General features: G+C 40.7%; 19 protein-coding genes and 2 pseudogenes. 5 read left to right on the top strand and 16 right to left on the bottom strand.

Annotation, left to right across the window (positions count from 1 at the left end; translation table 11 throughout):
- Positions 1 to 371: 371 nt before the first annotated feature.
- From ASG93_RS28135 to ASG93_RS28110, 6 genes and pseudogenes are all read right to left on the bottom strand, one after another.
- Positions 372 to 893 (bottom strand): AAA family ATPase, encoded by a 522-nt coding sequence (locus tag ASG93_RS28135; protein ID WP_056837470.1) that lies wholly within the window; start codon positions 891 to 893, stop codon positions 372 to 374.
- A pseudogene (locus ASG93_RS28130) lies at positions 893 to 1,528 on the bottom strand (phosphotransferase); the annotation flags it as partial. The pseudogene ASG93_RS28130 and the gene ASG93_RS28135, both read right to left, overlap by 1 nt.
- A complete protein-coding gene (locus ASG93_RS28125) occupies positions 1,494 to 2,255 on the bottom strand; it encodes a hypothetical protein (RefSeq protein ID WP_156411071.1) in 762 nt (253 codons plus the stop codon). The pseudogene ASG93_RS28130 and the gene ASG93_RS28125, both read right to left, overlap by 35 nt.
- A 138-nt stretch (positions 2,256 to 2,393) precedes the next feature.
- Positions 2,394 to 3,065, bottom strand: a complete 672-nt coding sequence (locus ASG93_RS28120; protein WP_056837466.1) for a hypothetical protein — start codon at positions 3,063 to 3,065, stop codon at positions 2,394 to 2,396.
- Positions 3,066 to 3,134: 69 nt separating this feature from the next.
- On the bottom strand, positions 3,135 to 4,133 hold the full coding sequence (locus tag ASG93_RS28115) for a sigma-E factor regulatory protein RseB domain-containing protein (RefSeq protein ID WP_056837464.1): 999 nt from the start codon (positions 4,131 to 4,133) through the stop codon (positions 3,135 to 3,137).
- Positions 4,120 to 4,677 carry an RNA polymerase sigma factor gene (locus tag ASG93_RS28110; protein WP_414858892.1) on the bottom strand — a complete coding sequence of 186 codons (558 nt, stop codon included), beginning with the start codon at positions 4,675 to 4,677 and terminating at the stop codon, positions 4,120 to 4,122. Before ASG93_RS28110 ends, ASG93_RS28115 begins: the two co-directional genes overlap by 14 nt.
- Positions 4,678 to 6,529: 1,852 nt before the next feature.
- Between ASG93_RS28110 and ASG93_RS28105 the strand changes: the two genes are divergently transcribed.
- Both ASG93_RS28105 and ASG93_RS28100 read left to right on the top strand, forming a co-directional pair.
- Entirely contained in the window at positions 6,530 to 8,164 is a 1,635-nt protein-coding gene (locus ASG93_RS28105; RefSeq protein WP_056837462.1) for a P-loop domain-containing protein, read from the top strand.
- Between the two features lie 308 nt (positions 8,165 to 8,472).
- Positions 8,473 to 8,877 (top strand): VOC family protein, encoded by a 405-nt coding sequence (locus ASG93_RS28100; protein ID WP_056837460.1) that lies wholly within the window; start codon positions 8,473 to 8,475, stop codon positions 8,875 to 8,877.
- A 177-nt stretch (positions 8,878 to 9,054) separates the two neighbouring features.
- On the opposite strand, the gene ASG93_RS28095 is transcribed toward ASG93_RS28100, so the two are convergent.
- From ASG93_RS28095 to ASG93_RS28080, 4 genes are all read right to left on the bottom strand, one after another.
- Positions 9,055 to 9,753, bottom strand: a complete 699-nt coding sequence (locus ASG93_RS28095; RefSeq protein ID WP_056837458.1) for a Crp/Fnr family transcriptional regulator — start codon at positions 9,751 to 9,753, stop codon at positions 9,055 to 9,057.
- Positions 9,746 to 9,967, bottom strand: a complete 222-nt coding sequence (locus tag ASG93_RS37330) for a glutaredoxin family protein (RefSeq protein ID WP_056837456.1) — start codon at positions 9,965 to 9,967, stop codon at positions 9,746 to 9,748. The genes ASG93_RS28095 and ASG93_RS37330 overlap by 8 nt, the downstream gene beginning before the upstream one ends.
- Before the next feature lie 43 nt (positions 9,968 to 10,010).
- A complete protein-coding gene (locus ASG93_RS28085) occupies positions 10,011 to 10,295 on the bottom strand; it encodes a hypothetical protein (protein ID WP_056837453.1) in 285 nt (94 codons plus the stop codon).
- A gap of 186 nt (positions 10,296 to 10,481) precedes the next feature.
- Positions 10,482 to 10,835 carry a DsrE family protein gene (locus tag ASG93_RS28080; protein ID WP_056837451.1) on the bottom strand — a complete coding sequence of 118 codons (354 nt, stop codon included), beginning with the start codon at positions 10,833 to 10,835 and terminating at the stop codon, positions 10,482 to 10,484.
- 182 nt (positions 10,836 to 11,017) lie between these two features.
- Here ASG93_RS28080 and ASG93_RS28075 point away from each other — a divergent pair, with 182 nt between their 5' ends.
- Both ASG93_RS28075 and ASG93_RS28070 read left to right on the top strand, forming a co-directional pair.
- A complete protein-coding gene (locus ASG93_RS28075) occupies positions 11,018 to 11,233 on the top strand; it encodes a hypothetical protein (RefSeq protein ID WP_056837449.1) in 216 nt (71 codons plus the stop codon).
- 58 nt (positions 11,234 to 11,291) lie between these two features.
- Positions 11,292 to 11,756 (top strand): GNAT family N-acetyltransferase, encoded by a 465-nt coding sequence (locus ASG93_RS28070; protein ID WP_056837447.1) that lies wholly within the window; start codon positions 11,292 to 11,294, stop codon positions 11,754 to 11,756.
- A gap of 161 nt (positions 11,757 to 11,917) precedes the next feature.
- On the opposite strand, the gene ASG93_RS28065 is transcribed toward ASG93_RS28070, so the two are convergent.
- The 4 genes and pseudogenes from ASG93_RS28065 to ASG93_RS35510 form a co-directional block, all read right to left on the bottom strand.
- Positions 11,918 to 12,556: an FMN-dependent NADH-azoreductase gene (locus ASG93_RS28065; RefSeq protein ID WP_056837445.1), complete on the bottom strand. Its 639-nt coding sequence runs from the start codon at positions 12,554 to 12,556 to the stop codon at positions 11,918 to 11,920.
- 342 nt (positions 12,557 to 12,898) lie between these two features.
- Positions 12,899 to 13,516: pseudogene (locus ASG93_RS28060) on the bottom strand (NAD(P)H-dependent oxidoreductase); the annotation flags it as partial.
- A 1-nt stretch (position 13,517) separates the two neighbouring features.
- Positions 13,518 to 13,655: nitroreductase family protein (locus ASG93_RS37325; RefSeq protein ID WP_414858896.1), on the bottom strand; the 138-nt coding region annotated here is incomplete at its 3' end.
- 484 nt (positions 13,656 to 14,139) lie between these two features.
- Positions 14,140 to 14,528: peroxiredoxin-like family protein (locus ASG93_RS35510; RefSeq protein WP_235551000.1), on the bottom strand; the 389-nt coding region annotated here is incomplete at its 3' end.
- A 315-nt stretch (positions 14,529 to 14,843) separates the two neighbouring features.
- On the opposite strand from ASG93_RS35510, the gene ASG93_RS34560 reads away from it, so the two are divergent.
- Positions 14,844 to 16,370, top strand: a complete 1,527-nt coding sequence (locus ASG93_RS34560) for a redoxin domain-containing protein (protein WP_082615142.1) — start codon at positions 14,844 to 14,846, stop codon at positions 16,368 to 16,370.
- A 360-nt stretch (positions 16,371 to 16,730) separates the two neighbouring features.
- Here the strand turns inward: ASG93_RS34560 and ASG93_RS28045 are convergent, their stop codons facing one another.
- Together ASG93_RS28045 and ASG93_RS28040 are read right to left on the bottom strand one after the other, a co-directional pair.
- On the bottom strand, positions 16,731 to 17,177 hold the full coding sequence (locus ASG93_RS28045) for a hypothetical protein (protein WP_056837443.1): 447 nt from the start codon (positions 17,175 to 17,177) through the stop codon (positions 16,731 to 16,733).
- Between the two features lie 656 nt (positions 17,178 to 17,833).
- Positions 17,834 to 19,765 (bottom strand): fructose-bisphosphatase class III, encoded by a 1,932-nt coding sequence (locus tag ASG93_RS28040; RefSeq protein WP_056837441.1) that lies wholly within the window; start codon positions 19,763 to 19,765, stop codon positions 17,834 to 17,836.
- Positions 19,766 to 19,959 lie beyond the last annotated feature (194 nt).

Raw genomic sequence — 19,959 nt, 5'->3', positions numbered from 1 at the left:
CACCTTATGTCGTTTCCTTAAAAATACCATGTGACTGAAAACATATAAATGAACTTTTTGCATGTTTATGTGTGGTTTTTTTATATTTTCAACGAAATTATTATTATGCCTGGGTTTTAGCATTCGTGTCTGGTCGCATATTTAAATAACTCATCACGAAGGACAAATAACATTAAACGCTTTAACGTATTCATCAATTTTAATTTGTAACCCAGATCTAATTAAATTGGAATAAGTCTTTACCCATTATTTTTAAACTAGGCTGCCCACTTCAATGAAAAAGAGGAATCGCTGCAAGCTCCTCCACTATCGTTCCGTTAGCGCAACAGTTCACGTTTTTTTGTAACTATTATGCTTGTATGGAACTTTCTTTAATTTTCTATAACAATTTCCCCTTCATCCCTTGGTTCTTCAAACCCATTGAGAAAAGTTGTTAATATATCCTCAGTTATCGTAAAGGCTGCATTGGCATCAAAACGTTGGCTACGAATCTTAAGGCGCGTTCGTAATTCATCAGGATGTACTTTCAAGTAAATAAGTCTCCATTTCCCACCGGAGTTTTTAATAAGCCGCTTATATTCATCCCTTTCGGATCGGTTCCAAAAACTGGAGTCGACTACAACCTGTTTTTTATCTTCAATTAACTTTATTAGCTTATTACGTAATCTTATATGCGCTTCTTCCAAGTACTCCCTATATTTTTCAACGGGATAATCAATTCCATATCGACCATTAGTAGACCAAACCTCTTCATCAATAGAAAGACGTATATAACCATACTTTTCTAAATTTTGAGAAAAGGTAGTTTTTCCCGAACCAGCTATTCCACACATTAGTACGATTAAAGAGAAATCACGATCTCGTTCTCGATCAATCAAATGCTCTATACTCAATACCCCTCTACAAGCCTGTACCCGAATACGAGAAGAATTATCTCATAGACACAATGATCGGCGATTCGGGATATATGTGCATACTCCGAAAAGCCTTTGTAATACGCGGGGACGCATCGCTGGTAGTATTCGACCATGTGATCGATACTCGGTTCATCCGCGATCAGGCTTGCGGGATTCTCGCCCAGGTAGCCCCATCCGCTGGTATCCCAGTCGATGAGCGCGATATTCCCTTCAGCATAGATCAGGTTGGTTACCCAGAAGTCCCGGTGGCATAGCACGAGGGGTAATTTTTCGATACGGGCGAATATCTCGTCTGCTTGCTCATCGATGTCGATGAGCATTTGCCGCACGTGCAGCGGGAATTCGCAGTCCTCCGAGCGTATATAATCGTAGACGACCGGCCATGACCGATAATGCAGGTACGTATTCTTCATGAGATCCGCATGGCTCAGGTTGGTCAGGCTCTGCAGCACGGCGGGCTGCTCCGCATACAACTTGCCTTGAAAGCGCCCTAACTCCAGCGCGGCCTTTTCATACATGTCACCGGTCAAGTCTAAACCGGTTACGCCATCGATATATTCCAGCCACAGCTGGTATTCATTTTCTTCGGCATTGAGCTCGGCGTGATAACATCTTCCAGCCGAGGGCTTGCGAGTTTTCTAATATATTTCGTATTTTATCCGTATAAATTTTATCTAGATGTTCGGTGCTATATTTGAAATTTTTCATGCTGGATACTTTAGGGACATTCATCTTTACGAGTTCACTGTCAAGCTTTTCGATGATAAAAACCTCATGTTCTTCATTTTTAACTCCGCCGACTTCTGTTAAATCAATTTTTGAGCCGTCTTTTAATTCTATTATGTAGAAGAAGTCACCCTTTGAATGTGTAAACGGAATGTATAGTTTCTTTCCATACACACCTGTATTAATACTAACAACATCGTTGTAGTTATATTCTCGACCCTGTGGTGAAAGAAATGAATAATCAATAATCTTGCTATTAGTTATAACAGTAACAGCAGAAACAATAACGTAAAACAAAGCAATGTTAAGGGTTATAAATATAGGTATAATTTGTCTTCTGTGTTTTTTAAGAAAATTATCTTTTGCACTATAAGCTCCCGTACCCATTTCCCTAAATTCCTTCTTAAAAATATAGAAAAATCCCGCGAATAGATATATCTCATAAATAAACACCAGCCTTGAAGCAGGGTATTTAAAAATCCACATTAAATACTCTTCAGACACAAACAATTTTTCTTGAACTGCTATAATCAACATATAAATCCCAATTGTTAATACAACTATGGCAATTAGTGAAAGAATGTAAACAAAAATAATCTTGAATTTTTTCAAAAAAACAACACCCTTCATGTTTTACAGAACATTATTCCCCTTTCGCATTGTACTAAACTGCCCGTCCCTCAATGAACAAAGCAGGTCGCCACGGCGCCTGCTTTGTTTGCAATGTCTTTATGAATCTAAGATTATCCGTTAGCGTAATGGAAGTTCGGCTAGATTTAATTCTGGATTGAATAATTTGTTTTTCTTTAAAAAAGTCTTTAAACTGTGATTTTTAACATGAACAGCAACAAGACCTACTTCTTTCGTAAATACGAGTAGAGTTGGGAAATAAGTTTTGGACGGACTAATAAACATCACTACTTCCGTAACTGTTCCAGTAATCCAATCGTTATTAACTTTGTAAGGTTGCATAAGAGGGATCTTAATGGCTATGACCTCGCTTGGTTCAATTTTTAAGGAACCTACGGTACCATTCACAGAGGACAACCATTCTTTAACCTGGTTCTGCAACGAATTAGAGTTTTTTATTGTGAGGATTATCTCACCTTTTTTAATATCCAACACTTCCGCTCCATCTGATGCCCCAACTATTTGAGCAAAAAGGAGACTAAATACTGCCACAAGGAATAACATGCGATCTAATGTTTTCAAATATAACTCAACCTCCACTTGAAGGTAATATTCCCCATTATAAAGAAAATATTTTCCTTCTACCAATTGAACTATGCTGCCCGTTACTTGAATGAAAACAGGGGGCAGCTGCCGCGACAGAATTGCTCCTTGCTTGTTTAACCATAGTTCTGCGTTACTTAACGACCTGACTTCCATTAATGCTAGGTTCACAGTAATGTATCTAAACACAAATTTGTTACTCTATTACCTTTTTGAATTGATTCAGTTTATAGCTGGCTTATAATCCTTTAATAAATCTCATTTTTTCCTTTGCGAAGTGTCAAAGATACTATTATCCAGTTGTGGATTTACCTCGATTGAAGTAACCTCAATACCTTCAACAACATTACCATTACTGTCATAAGTTTGTTTTTTTAGAACCATATTCGTCTCATCATCTACCCACACCTTATATGTAACGGCATGCATTTTTTGAGCATTATAAGAAGGTAACTTCCCTTCAACAACTTTGACGTTACGACCTAAAAAAGATTCATCGCCTATGATTGACCACAATTTTAAGTCAACCACCATCCATCCAAGATTACGTAAAGGAGCAACTATATCTGATGCACTTCTAGTCCAAGCTGGGTCATTAGGTAAGTAATAAGATGGATTTCCGTCTGTAGTAGATACAAATGTTAGATTTGGTTCCTTTTCTGGATTACGTGGCACAACACGTAGTACATCATCCTCCTTACCATCGTTGAAACGTGTCCAACCATAATTATTATCATTTGTATATTCACTTCTAGTCCCATCAGGTTGAGTGACTACTTCGTATGAAGCTGGATTCTTGCCTTCACGAATTTGAAATTCAACCTTTGAAACAAGAGCATCCATATTTATTTCAGCTATTCCTTTCAATGTTTTAATATTTTGATATGCATATGCCATCTTTTGTATAAAATCAGCCTTTTTTTGTTCCTCTTTTGAAAGTTGCTCTTGATTCTCAAATACTTTGTTTCTTGGTGGATACTTGACTGGTTCATAAGTTGTCAGCGTAGCATAAAACCCTAAAACTTCACTCCAATAAGGTATCAAATCCATTATCTTATCATTTTTTACTACAAATATTCCTACAGATAAAACTATAACGGATATGCTTCCGACCAGAGGTACAACACGATTAAAAACTCTCCTTTTTTTGTTCATAATTCGGTTTTTAACATCGTCCATCCATTCATTAGACGAATTTTCACTTGAAAGAGGAGGAGGTATTAAATCTTTTTCCCAATTATACTTAAACTTCCTCACTAATCTCACCTTTCCTTTCATTACAAATAGTATTAACTTTTTTTCTGGCTCTGTGAATCCTTACTTTTACTGCCGATTCCGAAATATCTAACAATTCACCTATTTCTTCAATAGACAGTTGATGATGGATGTATAACACCATGACTTCTCGAAGTTTCACAGGTAAAGATAAAACGACTTGCCAAGTATCCTTTATTAAACAATTTTTGAAATATTCTTTTTCAGCAGATTGACTAGTGGTTTTTTCTGTTATGTATTCAACAAGGCAAACTTTACGAAGAAACATTGATTTTCTATAATCGAATGCAACATGACGAGTGATTGACAGTAACCATAGTTTTGGTGAGGAATCTCCACGAAACGTTTCAAGTTTATTGAAGGCTTTCACAAAAACATCTTGTCTTATATCATCAGCAAGATTGCGTTGTCCAGTCAAAGAAAAAGCAAAGTTCCACACATCTTGACCATATGCCAGCATTAAATCATGAAGTATTTGCTTTTTGTCATGTCCTTTAGACAAATATTTTAGGTATGTAAAGTCCAACTCATTCACCTCTTGGAGAGTAGACGATTCAATCTTAAAAAGGTTACATTTATTTTTGAGATTTTTTAATGTAAGAACAATAAAAACCATTTCAATTGTAACGTTATCGTTTCAAATTTCACTCATAGTCGAACGGTGGAAGCACTATAGGGGTTTCACCACAAACAACATCATTTTGATGTAACCCCCAACCTTCTAAAACATAACAACATCAGAACTCCTAGACAGCCTTCTAAGGCTTGTTTGAACGCCACGCAAAACGCTTTCCCTGACGCATATCAAAGCCGTTCAGAAGCCTATACAACCCTTCTCCCACCAGTATTTCGTTGTCAAAAAGTAAATTTATTGAAATACTATTTGGCTTAAGAATTTCAACTGTTAAAATCTTAAATTAGTGATTTGAAATGTTTCAAATTCTAATCAACGAATTTTGAAATAGAAAATTAGCCAACAACTCAGCGAGGTTGTAAGCTAATTTGCGGCGAACCGTGTCCTAAATGAACAATCATCTATTGCGATAATCTGCCCGTTAGAGTAATGAAGCAGCCGACCCCAATGATCGGCTGCTTCCGTGTTTTTATTGAAACTATCGTTTCCGTTAGCGTAATGGTCAATGCTTTGATAAAATAAATGAAACAACCAAGCGATCTAAGGAGATAACATGAAACAGTTAGCTATATCCTCGAATTATATCAAGGAGTTGCTGAATTAATCTGCCGTCCCTCGGAGTGAAGGGCTACCACGATGGCAGCCCTTCAGATGTTTAACTATCGTTCACCTTTAGTTTAATATCCAATAAGTTGAATGGAGTTTTTACACATGAAAATATTTATAGCAACTTTAGTTAGTCTTTTTTACGCTTTTCTTTTTATATTAACACTACCTTTGTCAATGCGTCTCGGATTTTGGGGACCAAGTGGTTATGTATTATATCACGAAACATTTTTGAGCCTACTTATGATATTGATATTTGCTTTTGCATACATTTTTTCTCTAAGTAAAATCTTTACAAGCATTAAGCAAAACCATATATATATCCAATGTGTTTGTTTAATTATTGTGTGCATAGTGCATTACATTCTTTGGGCATATACAACAAATAATTTATAGTATTTTTATGATTTTTCCAAACTAAACTGCCCGTTAGTTTAATGACGTTCTGCCAGTCTAATACTTATTTTCACTAAAATCGTGTCCAGTATTTTCATTCTATGGGGGCATTTTTACCTATTTCAAGGTTTGAGTTAATTATAATTAATCTTTCCCTACATTGTGGATGATCTTAATGTTATATTTGTGTTGTTGTAAAAATAAATCGTAATGAGGTGAGGACAATGAAAACAAAAAAATATATGTCTTATCCTCATGTTGCTTTTTAGTTATTCTTTTACGAATACATTAGGCTCTGAGGTAGGACTCTCAGGGCTTTTATATTTAGGCAGAAGGAACGTTTAAGCTTTCTTGCCGGTCTATGACAGCCACTTACGGAGTGGCTGTTATTTTTTTTGGACAAAAGGGTTGGTCAAGGCAACAATAGTGGTTTTATTTTGAAATTGGTAGGATTTAATCGTTTGGCTTACAAATTGATCTAAACTCTATTAGGGGGAATATGTATTGAACTTGAATTACTTAGGATGGAATTCATTTTTCGCGGAAAATTATGTTTGAGTAGGCTCGGTCCGTTTCGTCTTTACCTTGTTCCAAAGGATAAGGGGCCCCCTTCTTGAGATATCGTTTCAACTTCGGTTCGTTTCCCGTTATTCACCGCTTTCCAAATACGAAAGGATGATGCTTTATTAAAAGACTCGCTCAATATTTTCGCTCATTACAATCCGCGCAGTCATCTTACAGTATGATTTATGAACCTGACCCAACCTATTGGAATAATGATGTTGCCTATTACATTGAACGGACACATAAACTCACACTGGATAAACCATGTATCACCATAAAAATACCTTTTGACCGTCTCGGCTTAGATGAAAATATGGAACAAGTTGTTCTCTCAGATTTTGCATTAAGAGAATGGGTTGATCATATTGAGGCATTAAATGAATTGATTTATAACCGGTCACGTCCTGATAAAGAAAATGGTGCTTTTTATTGTTTTCGTCCAACCAATGTGGTGTTGCAACGTAATGCATCCTTTGTCGAAGTCATCTCGGAAAAATGGTATCTATGCTTAATGACTACAGTTCAACTTCCATTCAGGAATAATGAAAAAGCTATGCGCATGCTCTGCAAAATGCTTCCAAAAGAAGTGGAGAAGTTTATTGCTAAGTTTGATCTCATCAAAGTAAATGCTGCCTATGAATTGGTGAAAAAACAAAATATGATTCGCGAATGGCTGAAATCCAGTGATTATTGTGCGTTTATTGCGAATGGCAGCATTTTGCCAAGAAATAAAGACAACAGCGGGCCACTGGAGGATGCCTTGCCTTTTACATCCCCGGAAGATGTTGAAGTTGAAATTTGTGGTTTGCGAGGAATGGGCATAAAACAAGGTGTGACGGTCATCACCGGCGGTGGTTATTCGGGTAAAAGCACATTGCTGGATGCACTAAATTCGGGGATTTACAATCACAGCATAGGCGACGGCCGAGAATTTGTGATTACAGATCAAAGTGCAATGGAAATATCTGCAGAGGAAGGCCGTTCCATAAAAAATATCAATATTACGCCTTTCATAAAATGGATACCCAATAGTTCGGCTGAACAGTTTTCGACTGACTACGCCTCAGGTTCCACATCTCAAGCGGCAAATATTATGGAAGCCATAAACGTCGGGTGTAAGCTTCTTCTTATTGATGAAGACAGAAGTGCGACGAATTTTATGATTCAAGACATCAAAATGCGTTCATTAATCAAGCATGAACCCATTACACCTTTTACGGAACGTGTCAGGGAGCTTTATGAGGCTGCCCACGTATCTTCCGTTCTTGTTATTGGAGGTAGCGGTGAATTTTTATCCGTTGCCGATCAAATCATCCTGATGGACAATTTTATGCCAAAAAACGTAACCCAGGAAGCAAAAAAATTATGTGAACACGACAAACCACGCGAACGTATCCCCCTTACAAAATGGGAGATAGAAAGAAAAATAACCACCGATCACTTTTCGAGCTATCCACAGGGCAGTGGTACAGAAAAGCTGATGGTTTCAACCATGGGATACATCATGATAGGTGATGAACAAATTGATATCAGAGGGCTTTACAATATCACATCACACGCCCAGCTTGCAGCTATTGCCTTTTTAATTCGAAAAATCGCTATAACTAATCAGGATCGCCTCATCTTTCTTCATGAAAAAATCAAAAAAGCTCTCGAAGATATGGAGAGAGAAGGAGTGGATATTGTATTTTCTTCCTTTTTTCCTGATTTCGAAAGATGGCTTGAATTACCTAGAATTAATGAAGTATTATCTGTCATGAACCGAATGAAACATTTGGATTTTATTCAGCTTGAACCCTCTGAACACCTCTAATTACGACATAAGTATACGTTTATCCAATATGTAAACGGGTTGAAGTGGAGGATGGCTGTAGGATAGACTCTGCGCTTACCTAAACAAAGGCCCCGCTCGATATTGAGCAGGGCCTTGTCCGTGATGTAGCTTGCCCGCTTAAAGGAGGAAGTCCAAAATATGTTAAAACGCTACAGACATACTGTTGTCAGTAGCGTTTTTTTATCGGAGTAAGTACTCGTAAAGGAGTGGGAGATAAATGCGAAGTATTTGGGCCAAAATGATAGGATACGGTATTGTATCCTTTATTATAGGAAGGATGGTAACTTGTGAATTTTGCTTCTGTACGCATCATTACCGACGACGTGGATCGTCTCGTCGAGTTCTATGAGAAAGTCATGGGTGTTTCGGCGGAACGCCCCGCCCCCGTCTTTGCCGAACTCGTTGTGCCATCGTGCACACTGGCGATCGGCCACTCCCAGACGGTGTACCTATTCGGTGCCGGTTCCGCAGTGGCGGCCGACAATCACACTGTCATCATTGAGTTCCGCGTCCACGATGTCGATGCCGAATACGAGCGCTTGAAGCCGTATGTCGACGAGTGGGTAAAGGAACCAACCACGATTCCGTGGGGGAACCGTGCTGTGCTGTTTCGCGATCCCGACGGCAACCTGGTTAACCTCTTCGCGCCGGTGACCGAGGAAGCGATCAAACGGTTCAGCAGTAGGCTTTGACGGACAGTTGAAGTGAGTGAGGCGAATTTCGTAATTAGTAATTTTACTGACGGCTTCATAGAAAGAGACCAAAGCAACGAGATATGGTCTCTTCATTTTATCTAGGTTCTTCATTATTTATTGAGAAATGGATCTATTTCGCGCCCCTTTCGTTTTGCATGTAATCGCTCGTTATTGTTAAAACTCAGCATGATTCAAGTATGCTCTGAATTTTTGCGAATGAACCGATATCTGCATTCGACCGGTTCGGAGGATGTCTTTTTGGGACAAGTCCTTCAAAATCGTGGTCACCGATTCGCGCGTTACGCCGATCATATTGGCAATTTCTTGGTGGGTCAAAGGAAAATCGATTTTGACGAAGCCGTCGTTTTCCGTGCCGAACTGCTCGGATAATTTAAGCAGCAAATGCAGCACGCGATCTTCGATATTACCGATGGCCAGCTTTTCAAGTAGCTCCTCTTTCTCCTTCAGCTGATTGCTTAAAACCTTCAGAAATCGCATGGCCAGCTCCGGTCTTTTCAGGAGGAACTTTTCGAAATGCTCGCGCAGAACGGAGCAGATCAAGGTCTCTTCGATCGTTTCGATGTACATGTCGTGCGTTCCGAACGATAAGGAGTCGATTTCGCCGAACATATTGCCGCTCCCCAGGATCGCAGCGGTAAACTGCTTGCCTTCGGCGTTCACTTTGTACATCCGGAGCGTGCCTGTTTTTACGAAAAACAAGCCGTCGCGATGATGTTCAGGAGTCTGGATTAGCGTGCCTTTGGGAACTGCATTAAAATGGGTTACCGGAGCCATCATATCGATCTCCTTAAAATCCTCCGGAGAGAGAGAGTCAAAAATGCTGATTCTCGATAAATACCAAAGCTTATCCATGCGGTTTCAATACCTCCTTCAATTTCTGGCGGTCAAACGAATGAAATACGTGCGTACCGGCTACGATGAACGGCGTCGCGATACCGCCGAGACGAAGCATTTCAGCGAAAGCCTCCTTGTCGGTTCCTACGTCCTTGTATTGGTAAGGAATTCCTTCCTGTTGAAAGAACTTTATGGCTTCGGCGCATGCGGCGCAATGATCGGTTCCATACAATAAGACATTCTTTATTTCCGTCTCCCCCTTGCTCCCGCTGAAGTCATAAGAACCGGCCAGTTACGGCCGGGTTATTGAATAAGCCGATTGATTTGTTTGAAAAAAACATGGGATAATTTCCTTCCGAATACCCGGTGATATATTGCAAAATCCCTTTACCGCCTGCCAATATCATGATCGCAAGCGGTTCGATTTCCGCTGCAGAGTCGATGCCACCTTCTTCCTGAATCGCTTTAAGAATATGGATCAGGATAAAAAGTTCCTTTTCGCTCACTTCTTTTACTTTGTGCTGCAGCGCCTCAGGCATCGATTCGAAATCCGCTTGCATTTTGATTTTTTCTGCTCTCCATGACTGTATTCTAACTATTTACTTAGTAAGGAGTAAATTTTAAACACCTCCTGCGGTATGATGGCCGAAACGGGAGAGAGTCAAGCGAAAGCGAAAACGGGCTGATCAAGGTGTCTTGACCAGCCCATCTTCCTGTTGTCAAACGGTGTTTACGCCGCTTCGAAATTAAAGGGTGATGATTTGGTAATCGTCCGCAATCAATTTCGAAATGCTGAGGTGTCCTTCCACATCCGCGAATGTCGGGAGGCCGGCGGATTTGGCATCCTCGGTCACGCCGAAAACGTTCGCGCAGAAATTGCAAACTCCGGCGATGAGGCCCAGCCCTTTAGCAGCTTTGTAAAGAGGATTGAACATGTGGGATGGATCCTCCAGCGTTTTGACCCAGGTCGTACCTTGGCCGTCGAAATAAATTTTGACATCGAAGTTAGCCCCGTGCAGCTCTTGGCCATACAGCAGGGCATGAGATACTCTTCCCCCTTCATTCTCCGTGGCATGTACGATAATAGCTACTTTTTTCATGCTTGAACACTCCTTATTATTGTGATGTATGTTTCATGAGCTTATCTTAACCGAATGAGATGAATCCTTCTGCGAAATATTTCACATTACGAGTGTTATTTTTCGGGTTGTGCCTTACGTATAGTTATGGGTTCCCCGCATCAAAATAACATCGCCAATCAAATTAACGCCGGAGTCGGGTTATGAAGCTGAACAATCGCCTTAAATCCGAACAACAGGATCAACTGAAGCAGCTATCCGCACAATCGAGCGATTTTAAGACGACGACGGTTTCACTGGGAAAGCAAGAAGTAGTCATTTCCTATTACAAAACATTAGTCGATGAGAAGCTGCTCCAGCAGGTTGCACTTCCCTGGATTCAAGATATTAGTATTTTATATCTTATCCCAATAAGCTAAAATAATTTATAAATACTAACCTTTGCTACTCTTACTATAATTGAAAGGATGAGCCAAAATGGCAGGAATATCGAACAAACAAATCTCGATTAACATTGTGCCACTGAGAGCAGAGGATCGTAACAGCTGGAACATCTTGGCTCGAGGTTATAAAACCTTTTACGAGACTGATCTCCACGACTCAATATATGATGAGGTGTGGCACCGTTTGTTGAATGCTGATGGTATATATGGTTTTGGCGCGCACTTACAAGGAAATTTAGTCGGTATAGCCCAATACCAGTTCCATCGCACTATCTGGATGGAAGATGCCTGCTATCTGCAAGATTTATTCGTCGACGAGGCTTCCCATGGGCATGGGGTGGCTCGGGCACTCATTGAACGGGTAGCGCAATCGGCGCGAGAAAATAACGCTTCTCGATTCTACTGGCATACTCGTCAAGACAATACCACAGCTCGTTTGCTCTATGACAAGGTTGCCAATTACAAGGGTTTCATTCGCTATGATTATCCGCTTGAGTAAAACCACTATTTTGTAATCTAAGTTGTCGTCAATTATCCATGAACAAGCCAAGCACCATGAGGAGCATCCGGACTGGATCATCTAATTCTGGCGACGACGACGAGCAATGCTCCGCACTCGGAAACAGCGCCACGAGCTGGGGGGCGAAATCGACATCGTGATTAAAATGTCATCGCATGCTTTTCTGCATCCGATATACCCTTGCGAATAATTTCATTTGCTCGCTCTCGGTCAAAATCATGTCCTTCCACATATAATACTTCTACATTATGAATACCTATGATGTTAAGCACTTGTTTTAAATACGGGTGACTATGATCCATTTTCGTTAAAGGTCCTTGCGAGTAAATACCGCCGCTAACTTGAATATGAATGGCTTTTTTACCTATTAAATGTCCGACAGGACCATTTTCGGTGTAATGAAATGTTTTTCCGGCCACCACAATGGAATCGATAAATTCTTTTAATCGTGGTGGAATACTCCAGTTCCACATAGGAGATACAAATACGTATTTATCAGCGCTCGTTACTCGATCTATAAATTGATTTAAAGCATTGATTTTTTGCTGTTCGACTTGACTCAACTCTGAAAATGGCATTCCCCCTCGACGCATTTTCTCCCAACTGGTAAGGATATCGAGATCCACGATTGGAAATTCCTCTTCATATAAATTTATTTCCTGAATCTTATCATTTGCATGAGTTTCGCAATATGCTTTAAGAAAAGCTTGTCCTACTCGATGACCAACAGAGTTTTCAATTGATTTTGGATTAGCAGTAATGTATAGAACTTGTGCCATGTTAAATCAAACGCTCCCTTTTCTTAAATTGATGAAATCCCAAATAAATGACATTTCCTCTTTTAGCGTTGTTATATTTTGCAGCCAATCTTAAAGCATTGAGATCTCAGCCGTCAGAATTGGCGAAGATATTATAATTACCGTCACTGATGACGGTGCAGGCATATCTTGTGAGCGGCCGTTACATTCTTGTACTAAAATGTTTTTTTCACTTTCCCCCAAAGAACCCTACCCGTTAGCACCATAAAAAAGGAGTTGCCGCACCCGCAGCAACCCTATTCTTAAACTTGAGCACCTATTAGCGAAACATGTCCCCTGATGTTGAGAAATATCATCTTAAGTTTATCGCCACTCAACAATCTCATCGAGATGTTGTCTTGTTTGTGGACGTTTGGGATCCTTTTGACGATATCCGAAAGCGACCATACAGGCTACACCGAAATCGTCGCCGTTAATGATATCCTCATTTTGTAAAATAGCGGTCACCTGCTTTTTATCAAAACCTTCGATCGGACAGGAATCAATTCCGATTTGAGCAGCGGCTGTCATCATGTTTCCCAATGCTATATAGGTTTGTCTGACTGACCATTCAAAAATGAGACGATCATTATCTTCGAGTTCTGTTTCGACGAAGAATTTGTAGAAATCGTACCAATCTTGCACAACTTCTTCGGGCATATGATGAATGTCTTTCCACATTTTGTTCACGTGAACCGAGTCAGGCCGTAAGCCTTCTTCTCTTCTGGCCAATATAACTACAAAATGGCTGGCAGTGGGCAGTTGTCCCGTGGCACCGCCAGATACAGGTTTTAATTTTTCGCGAAGAGCTGCATTCTGGATYACGACAAACTTCCACGGCTCGAAGCCAAATGAACTTGGAGACAATCTTCCAGTCTCCAAAATAAAGTGAAAATCTTCATCCGAAATCTTTTTGTTGGTATCAAATGCTTTGCAAGCATGNGAAGCCAAATGAACTTGGAGACAATCTTCCAGTCTCCAAAATAAAGTGAAAATCTTCATCCGAAATCTTTTTGTTGGTATCAAATGCTTTGCAAGCATGCCGAAAACGATAAGCTTCCAAAATTTCTTTCTTGGTCATTGTCATGATATATTCTCCTTCTTAACTAAAATTTAATATAGATGCATAGATGCATAGATGCATAGCTGCCCCATGTACAACAGCCGCCTGCATCTGCCTCATTAACCCGCTTCAGCCGCTCGCTCCGCCCACGGATATCCAATACTAAGCATCGCTTCTTCAGACTTGTTTTAACCATAATCGATTATTCTGCTCACTAATGTATGATGCAAAAATCGTTACAGTTTTTTTAGCTCTCGCAAAATTTCCTCCGGGCTTTGACGCTGCATGAAATTCGGATTGACATAAGCGGAGCGAATAATGGCGCTCTCATCAATCATGAAAGTAGCCGGAACCGGCAAAACCCATTTCGAGGTATTGTTATACTCCGCAAGATCGAGTCCGCTACCTTCCATGAGTTCCCTTACTCCCTGCGGAACATCGAAGAGCAGATTGTACTTGGCCGTTACCAAGCCGTTCGGATCGCTAAGGACTTGAAATTCCNCCTTCCATGAGTTCCCTTACTCCCTGCGGAACATCGAAGAGCAGATTGTACTTGGCCGTTACCAAGCCGTTCGGATCGCTAAGGACTTGAAATTCCAATCCTTCCTTTTCCTGAAGGGATAACGAGTGATCCGGCTTTTGCGGGCTAATCGCTATAAGCTGCCCTCCTATCGCCTGGATTTCCGGCAATATCTGCTGGTAAGCCTTTAATTGCATATTGCAAAAAGGACACCATCCGCCGCGATAGAAGACCAGCACAACCGGTCCTTTCGCGAGCTCTTCAAATAAAATTACATCCCGGCCTAGTGCGTTTGTTAATTTAAAGTCCACCGCCTTYTCGCCTGATTGCTTCCCGGAAGCGATCCCCGATTTCTGAAGTTCCTCAATCATTTGACCGATCTTGATCTGCGCTTCAATCGGCGCATTGGCCTTAAACTGCTGTGTGGCCACTTCCAGCTGWTCGGTTAAATTTTGGTTGCTCATCGTTCTGAAACCTCCAATATCGAATGATACCTTGATTATAATTCTAAAAAAATCGGAGTTCTGTAATATAGATGACAGATGCCGATTCTGTTGGTATGTTAATCTGTAAACTAAACCGCCAAGAACCATTGAGTTATCATTCAATTTTAATTTGTCTTGGATGGCAGGAGAAAATTCGCTTAATTAATAAAATAAGAATACGAACGTGAAAGGAGAATATGGATGAAGATACTCGTTTTAGGAGGAACAGCGTTTTTCGGTCGCCGGTTAGTCCATTTATTACTCGGGGATGGCCACGATGTGACCATTGCAACAAGAGGTCAGACACCGGATGATTTTGGCGACGCCGTGACCCGAATAAAGGTGGACCGGACGAATCAAGATGCCATGATGGAAGCGTTCGGCAATTGTTATTATGATGTCGTCTACGATCAAATCTGCTTTAATCCTCAAGATGCCAAAATTGCCCTGGAAGTGTTTGGAAACCGCGTTAAGCGGTATGTATTAACCTCAAGTATGGCGGTTTATAACAGTAAAGATACTGAAATCACCGAAGACGATTTCATGCCGGAACAATACAGCTATGATTTAGACACTCAGAAATATGATTATGCCGAAGGAAAACGCCAAGCCGAAGCCTATTTCTTCCGGAATACGGTATTTCCCGTCGTTGCGGTTCGCGTAGCCATGGTCGTATCGGGTATCGACGATTATACAGGTCGTTTTGATTACTATGTGAAGCATGTTGCTGAACATAAATCTATCGGCGTGTTGGAAGTCGAGCACCCTATTACTTATGTGACAGCGTGGGATGCGGCCGAATTTCTTAAATTTATCGGAGCCAAATCCGATTTTGTCGGACCAATCAATGCGGCGAATAGCGGTTACTTAAGCATCCAAGAACTCTGTTATGAGATAGGGGACCGCTTGAATAAGACCCCGCTGTTTCATGTAGGCCGACATGAAGAACAAACTTTATCCCCCTACGCCATGTTTCCTTATACTTGGAAGATATTGAATGCCAGAGCAGCATCTTTAGGATTTGAATTTCCGCCAATTCAAAAATCGATTTCGCTTATGGTCCAGGACAGTGTTTCTAAATGGGAAAGAAGCTTAAAAGATGAATTTGATGCACTCCAGGCTCAAAACCGTAATATGTCGCCAGATGCCGCGGCGACATTTGCCAGATTGCTTCAGGACCTTCGAGATCAAGGTGCAGGCAAGGGACTGAATATCGGAGATAAGGCTCCCGATTTTACCCTGGAAGATGCTACGGGCAAACCCGTCACATTATCTGAAGAACTAGCCAAGGGCCCCGTCATTATCGTGTTCTATCGGGGTGAATGGTGTCCGTACTGCAATTTGCAATTGAAGGCCTATGAGCGCATCATGAATGAGATTAAAGCTGCCGGTGCTCAATTGATTGCCATTAGCCCGCAAACACCGGATCATTCGCTTTCCACGAAAGAAAAACATGAACTGAGCTTCTTCGTCCTTAGCGATGCGAACAACAAAACAGCGGAAAACTATAATCTTAAATACAAGCTGCCTGACTTTATGCAAGCCATTCAAAAAAGATCTGGTATTGAGCTACATCAATATAACGGTAACCCTACATTTGAGCTTCCTGTCACAGCCACATATATTATCGATAAAAAAGGAACCGTCATAGCCGGTGCTTCAGATTTAAACCATAGAACGCGGATGGAACCGTCCGAAGCCTTAAAAAAAATCCGTTCGTTGCAATAATGTTATTGCAACGAATGCCAATGACTTTTACCAACATTATTTTGGAGGACCGATATATCCGATGAACAAGCTCTGGTATTTATCGCACAAGAGGAAATATATTCGGAGAGTTAAATTCATTTTCATTCGGAACCAGGGGGGGTTATATTGAAACGATGGAATCGTCGCTTCTTTGCACCATGTCCGAGCCTCAGTTCGAACGGCTGATGATCAATCGCCTCAGCTCGCGCTCAAATTTCTTAAAGCACTCAGTGACCGGTTAAAGGAGCGGGAGGATCAATTGGAACAGCTTGCGCTTCATGGTCTTAGAGGACGCGTGCTCCATCTCCTTTCCACACTGAGCGCTATATTCGGCGTTATTCAAGACGGATATGCCCTGATATTTATTTTAATACCATTTTCTGGAGTATCAGTTAACGTAATATGAATTCTATCATAAGGAACGTCACTATGATGTGCACCATAATTTAACGCACTTGCATGAACGATATGTCTTCTTGTATCGCCATTTATTCTTTCAATTTTATCTATTATTGGACACATGATAAAGTCTGAGTAAGTTTTGTCGAGGTAGGAAAAATATCTGGTATATAAAGTTTCTTCAAGCAACTCTTCTTTGGGAGCTCCAACACTTTCATATTTCCAACCAACTAAGAGCCAATCATATAGTTCTAGTGATTTTAATCGAACTTTTATATTATTTTGGGTATATATAACCTCGCCATCTGTTATTGTGCATGTCTTTTTTTGGTTTTCAAAAATACAATTATAGGCAGGTTCAATAACTGCAATATCCCCGTTTTTCATTCTTATTTTTAATTTGGAGATGGGGGTTTTATTTAAATTTGATTGCAACTCGAAATGAATAAGACGATACTCAACAACAAAGTAGCTTTTTTAACATGTACAACTACCTCTCTCTAAAAGGTTAGCTATAATTTTTCAGGAGAAACGAATATAACGGATCTCCTTCATATATTACCATAAAATGGTTATATCGATTTCACTTATTTAGGACCCATTGTTGCGTTAATCTGACGGATCGATGGGCTCCAACTTCCTACAATCCTTCGTGAATGAGATAATGTTCTTGTCAATCGGTACCGGTAACCAGTACATATTCTTGTCCTCGATCGGCAATCGGAACAAATTCTTGTCTTTGAGAAATGACAAGAATTTATTTCGATAAAGTAGAAAATCCGCAATTTCTGCGGATGCTTATCAGTCTATATTCTTGTCACTAGACAGCAGTCGTAAGCTTGTTCACCCCCTACTTACTAATTTCCAATTTTGTTAATAGATGCATGAATAGTTCCCCATCCCAAGCTACCGGCTCCTCCTCCATCCACTTCTTCATACTATCTACAGGATGAAATCCTGCGAATTCATGAGTCTGAGTGAGGAAACTGAATCATTTCGAGGGATCGTAACGCGGCTGTAACAGTTGTTTCATTTAGCAGTTTTCATTTCATGTAGCGATATTCCAGGAGATTCTTCAAATTTGAGATTTTCTGCAGCAGCTTCTCCCCGACATTGGTTTCCCTCACCAGCTTCCGCTCCAGTTCTTTGTCCACCAGCCTTTTTATCGACAATACGTCCGTTCCATTACATAGCACATCTTCTTTTGAATTAAATTTTTGATGGGCAACGAGCTGCATGCCAAAGGAATTATACAACAAGGTATATCCGGCGATGCCCGTTGTGGATTGATAGGCTTTGGAAAAACCGCCGTCAATGACAACCATTTTCCCGTTAGCTTTAACAGGGTTCTCTCCACGAATTTCTTTAACTGGCGTGTGGCCGTTAATGATATGTCCATGATCCGGATTCATATCAAACTCCAGCAGGATTTTCCGGCAGATATCCTCATTTTCACGCAAATGGTAATAAGGGTTCTTTCTCTCCTTATAGGCTTCTTTATCTTGGATAAAGTACCGTTCAAAGGTGGTCATTTCTCTCTTTCCAAAGAGCGAGGAACATTCCCCTGTCCAGATGTACCATACCATATCCGTAGCCAGATCATCTGTCTCTTCCGGATGCGCAAAGGCGTAACGTAAATAGTATTCAAAAACATCGAGCAGCTTACGGCCCGAATACGTCTTGTCTTCAATCTGCATTTCTTCCATGTTTCCTTCTTCATCCAAAGGAATACAGCCGTGAAATAACAAATTCCCGTTGTATTTTAGATAAAGGCTGCCCTTTTTCATAAAAAAATTCATATGTCTCGCCAGCTTTTCGGAATGCTGAACGGAGAAGAGCAGCTTTTCCATCACCTGCTGTTCTTCCTCCAGCAATTTTTCAGGCTGCTGCGGATTTACGGTTGAGAAACAGGTATTTTCCAGCGGGTAAGTTTTTCCACCGATCTTGATTTCAGTTTTGTCGTAATCGATTTGCTCAAGCAAAAGCCTTTCAGACATATTAAAGTATGGGCGTCTCTTGATAATAGGGATTTCAAGCTTAAACTGGATCATGGCTATAGCTTGATGAATTTTGGTAATCTGCAGGATTTCCTGCTCCGAACCGTTATGGTCGGTCTGCAGCTTCGGTCTAAAGGCCGGATTGTCATCATAGTATTTCTCCGCCAAGTTTAGCAGTGGGCGAAGATTGATTCCATATACGTCTTCGATGATGTCCAGATTGTCGTATCTGGCGCAGATCCGGATAATATTCGCAAGGCAGACCAGGGAACCCGCATAGGCGCCTATCCACAGGACATCATGGTTCCCCCACTGAATATCTACAGAATGGTAGTTGATCAGCGTGTCCATAATTTCATCGGGGTCCGGCCCGCGGTCATAGATATCTCCGACCACATGAAGATGGTCAACCACCAGGCGCTGGGTTGTATAAGCAAGGCCGATAATGAGCTTGTCCGCCTGGCCCAAGGAAATAATTTGCCGGTATATTTCTTCGTAATAAGGGTCCTTATTGTTGGTCGAATCCGTATTGTATAGAAGCTCTTCTACAATATATACAAACTCCTCCGGCAGAGCTTTACGCAATTTCGAGCGCGTATATTTGGAAGAGGCATAAGAAATGAGCTTAAGCATTTGTTCAATCGTTTCTCTGTACCATCGGTTCAAGGCTTGTTTATTGCACAGGTCTCCTTTAACCAGCTGTATTTTTTCTTCCGGATAATAAACTAACGCCGTAAAATCATTGATTTCATGATCCGTCCAAACCTCACGGAACAAGTCTTTGATTTTCTCTTTTACGGTACCCGAACCGTTTCTTAGTACATGCTGAAAAGCCTGGAACTCCCCATGCAAATCACTGACAAAATGCTCAGTTCCCTTGGGAAGATTGGAGATCGCTTCAAGGTTGATGATTTCTGTTACAACTTTTTCTTCCGTATCATATTTCTGGGCCAATAAATCTAGAAACTGCGCATCCAAAACAGATGTCCCCCTTCAAGGAAATATGGTGATGTATAAGAGGTTTTTTAAATGGGGCTAGCCGCGTACCTTTAAGCTTAGTGTAAACAGTAAAGGGAAAAACATTAGTTTCCGAGGTTCCCTTTGGTACTCTTACTAACAGCTATTATAACTTAAACTTCCCACGTTATCCTGCTCTTTTGAACGAATAAAAA

Origin of the sequence: Paenibacillus sp. Soil787, assembly GCF_001429545.1 — a bacterium.
Taxonomy (GTDB): Bacteria; Bacillota; Bacilli; order Paenibacillales; family NBRC-103111; genus Paenibacillus_E.
This window is presented reverse-complemented; position numbering and strand designations above follow the sequence as displayed.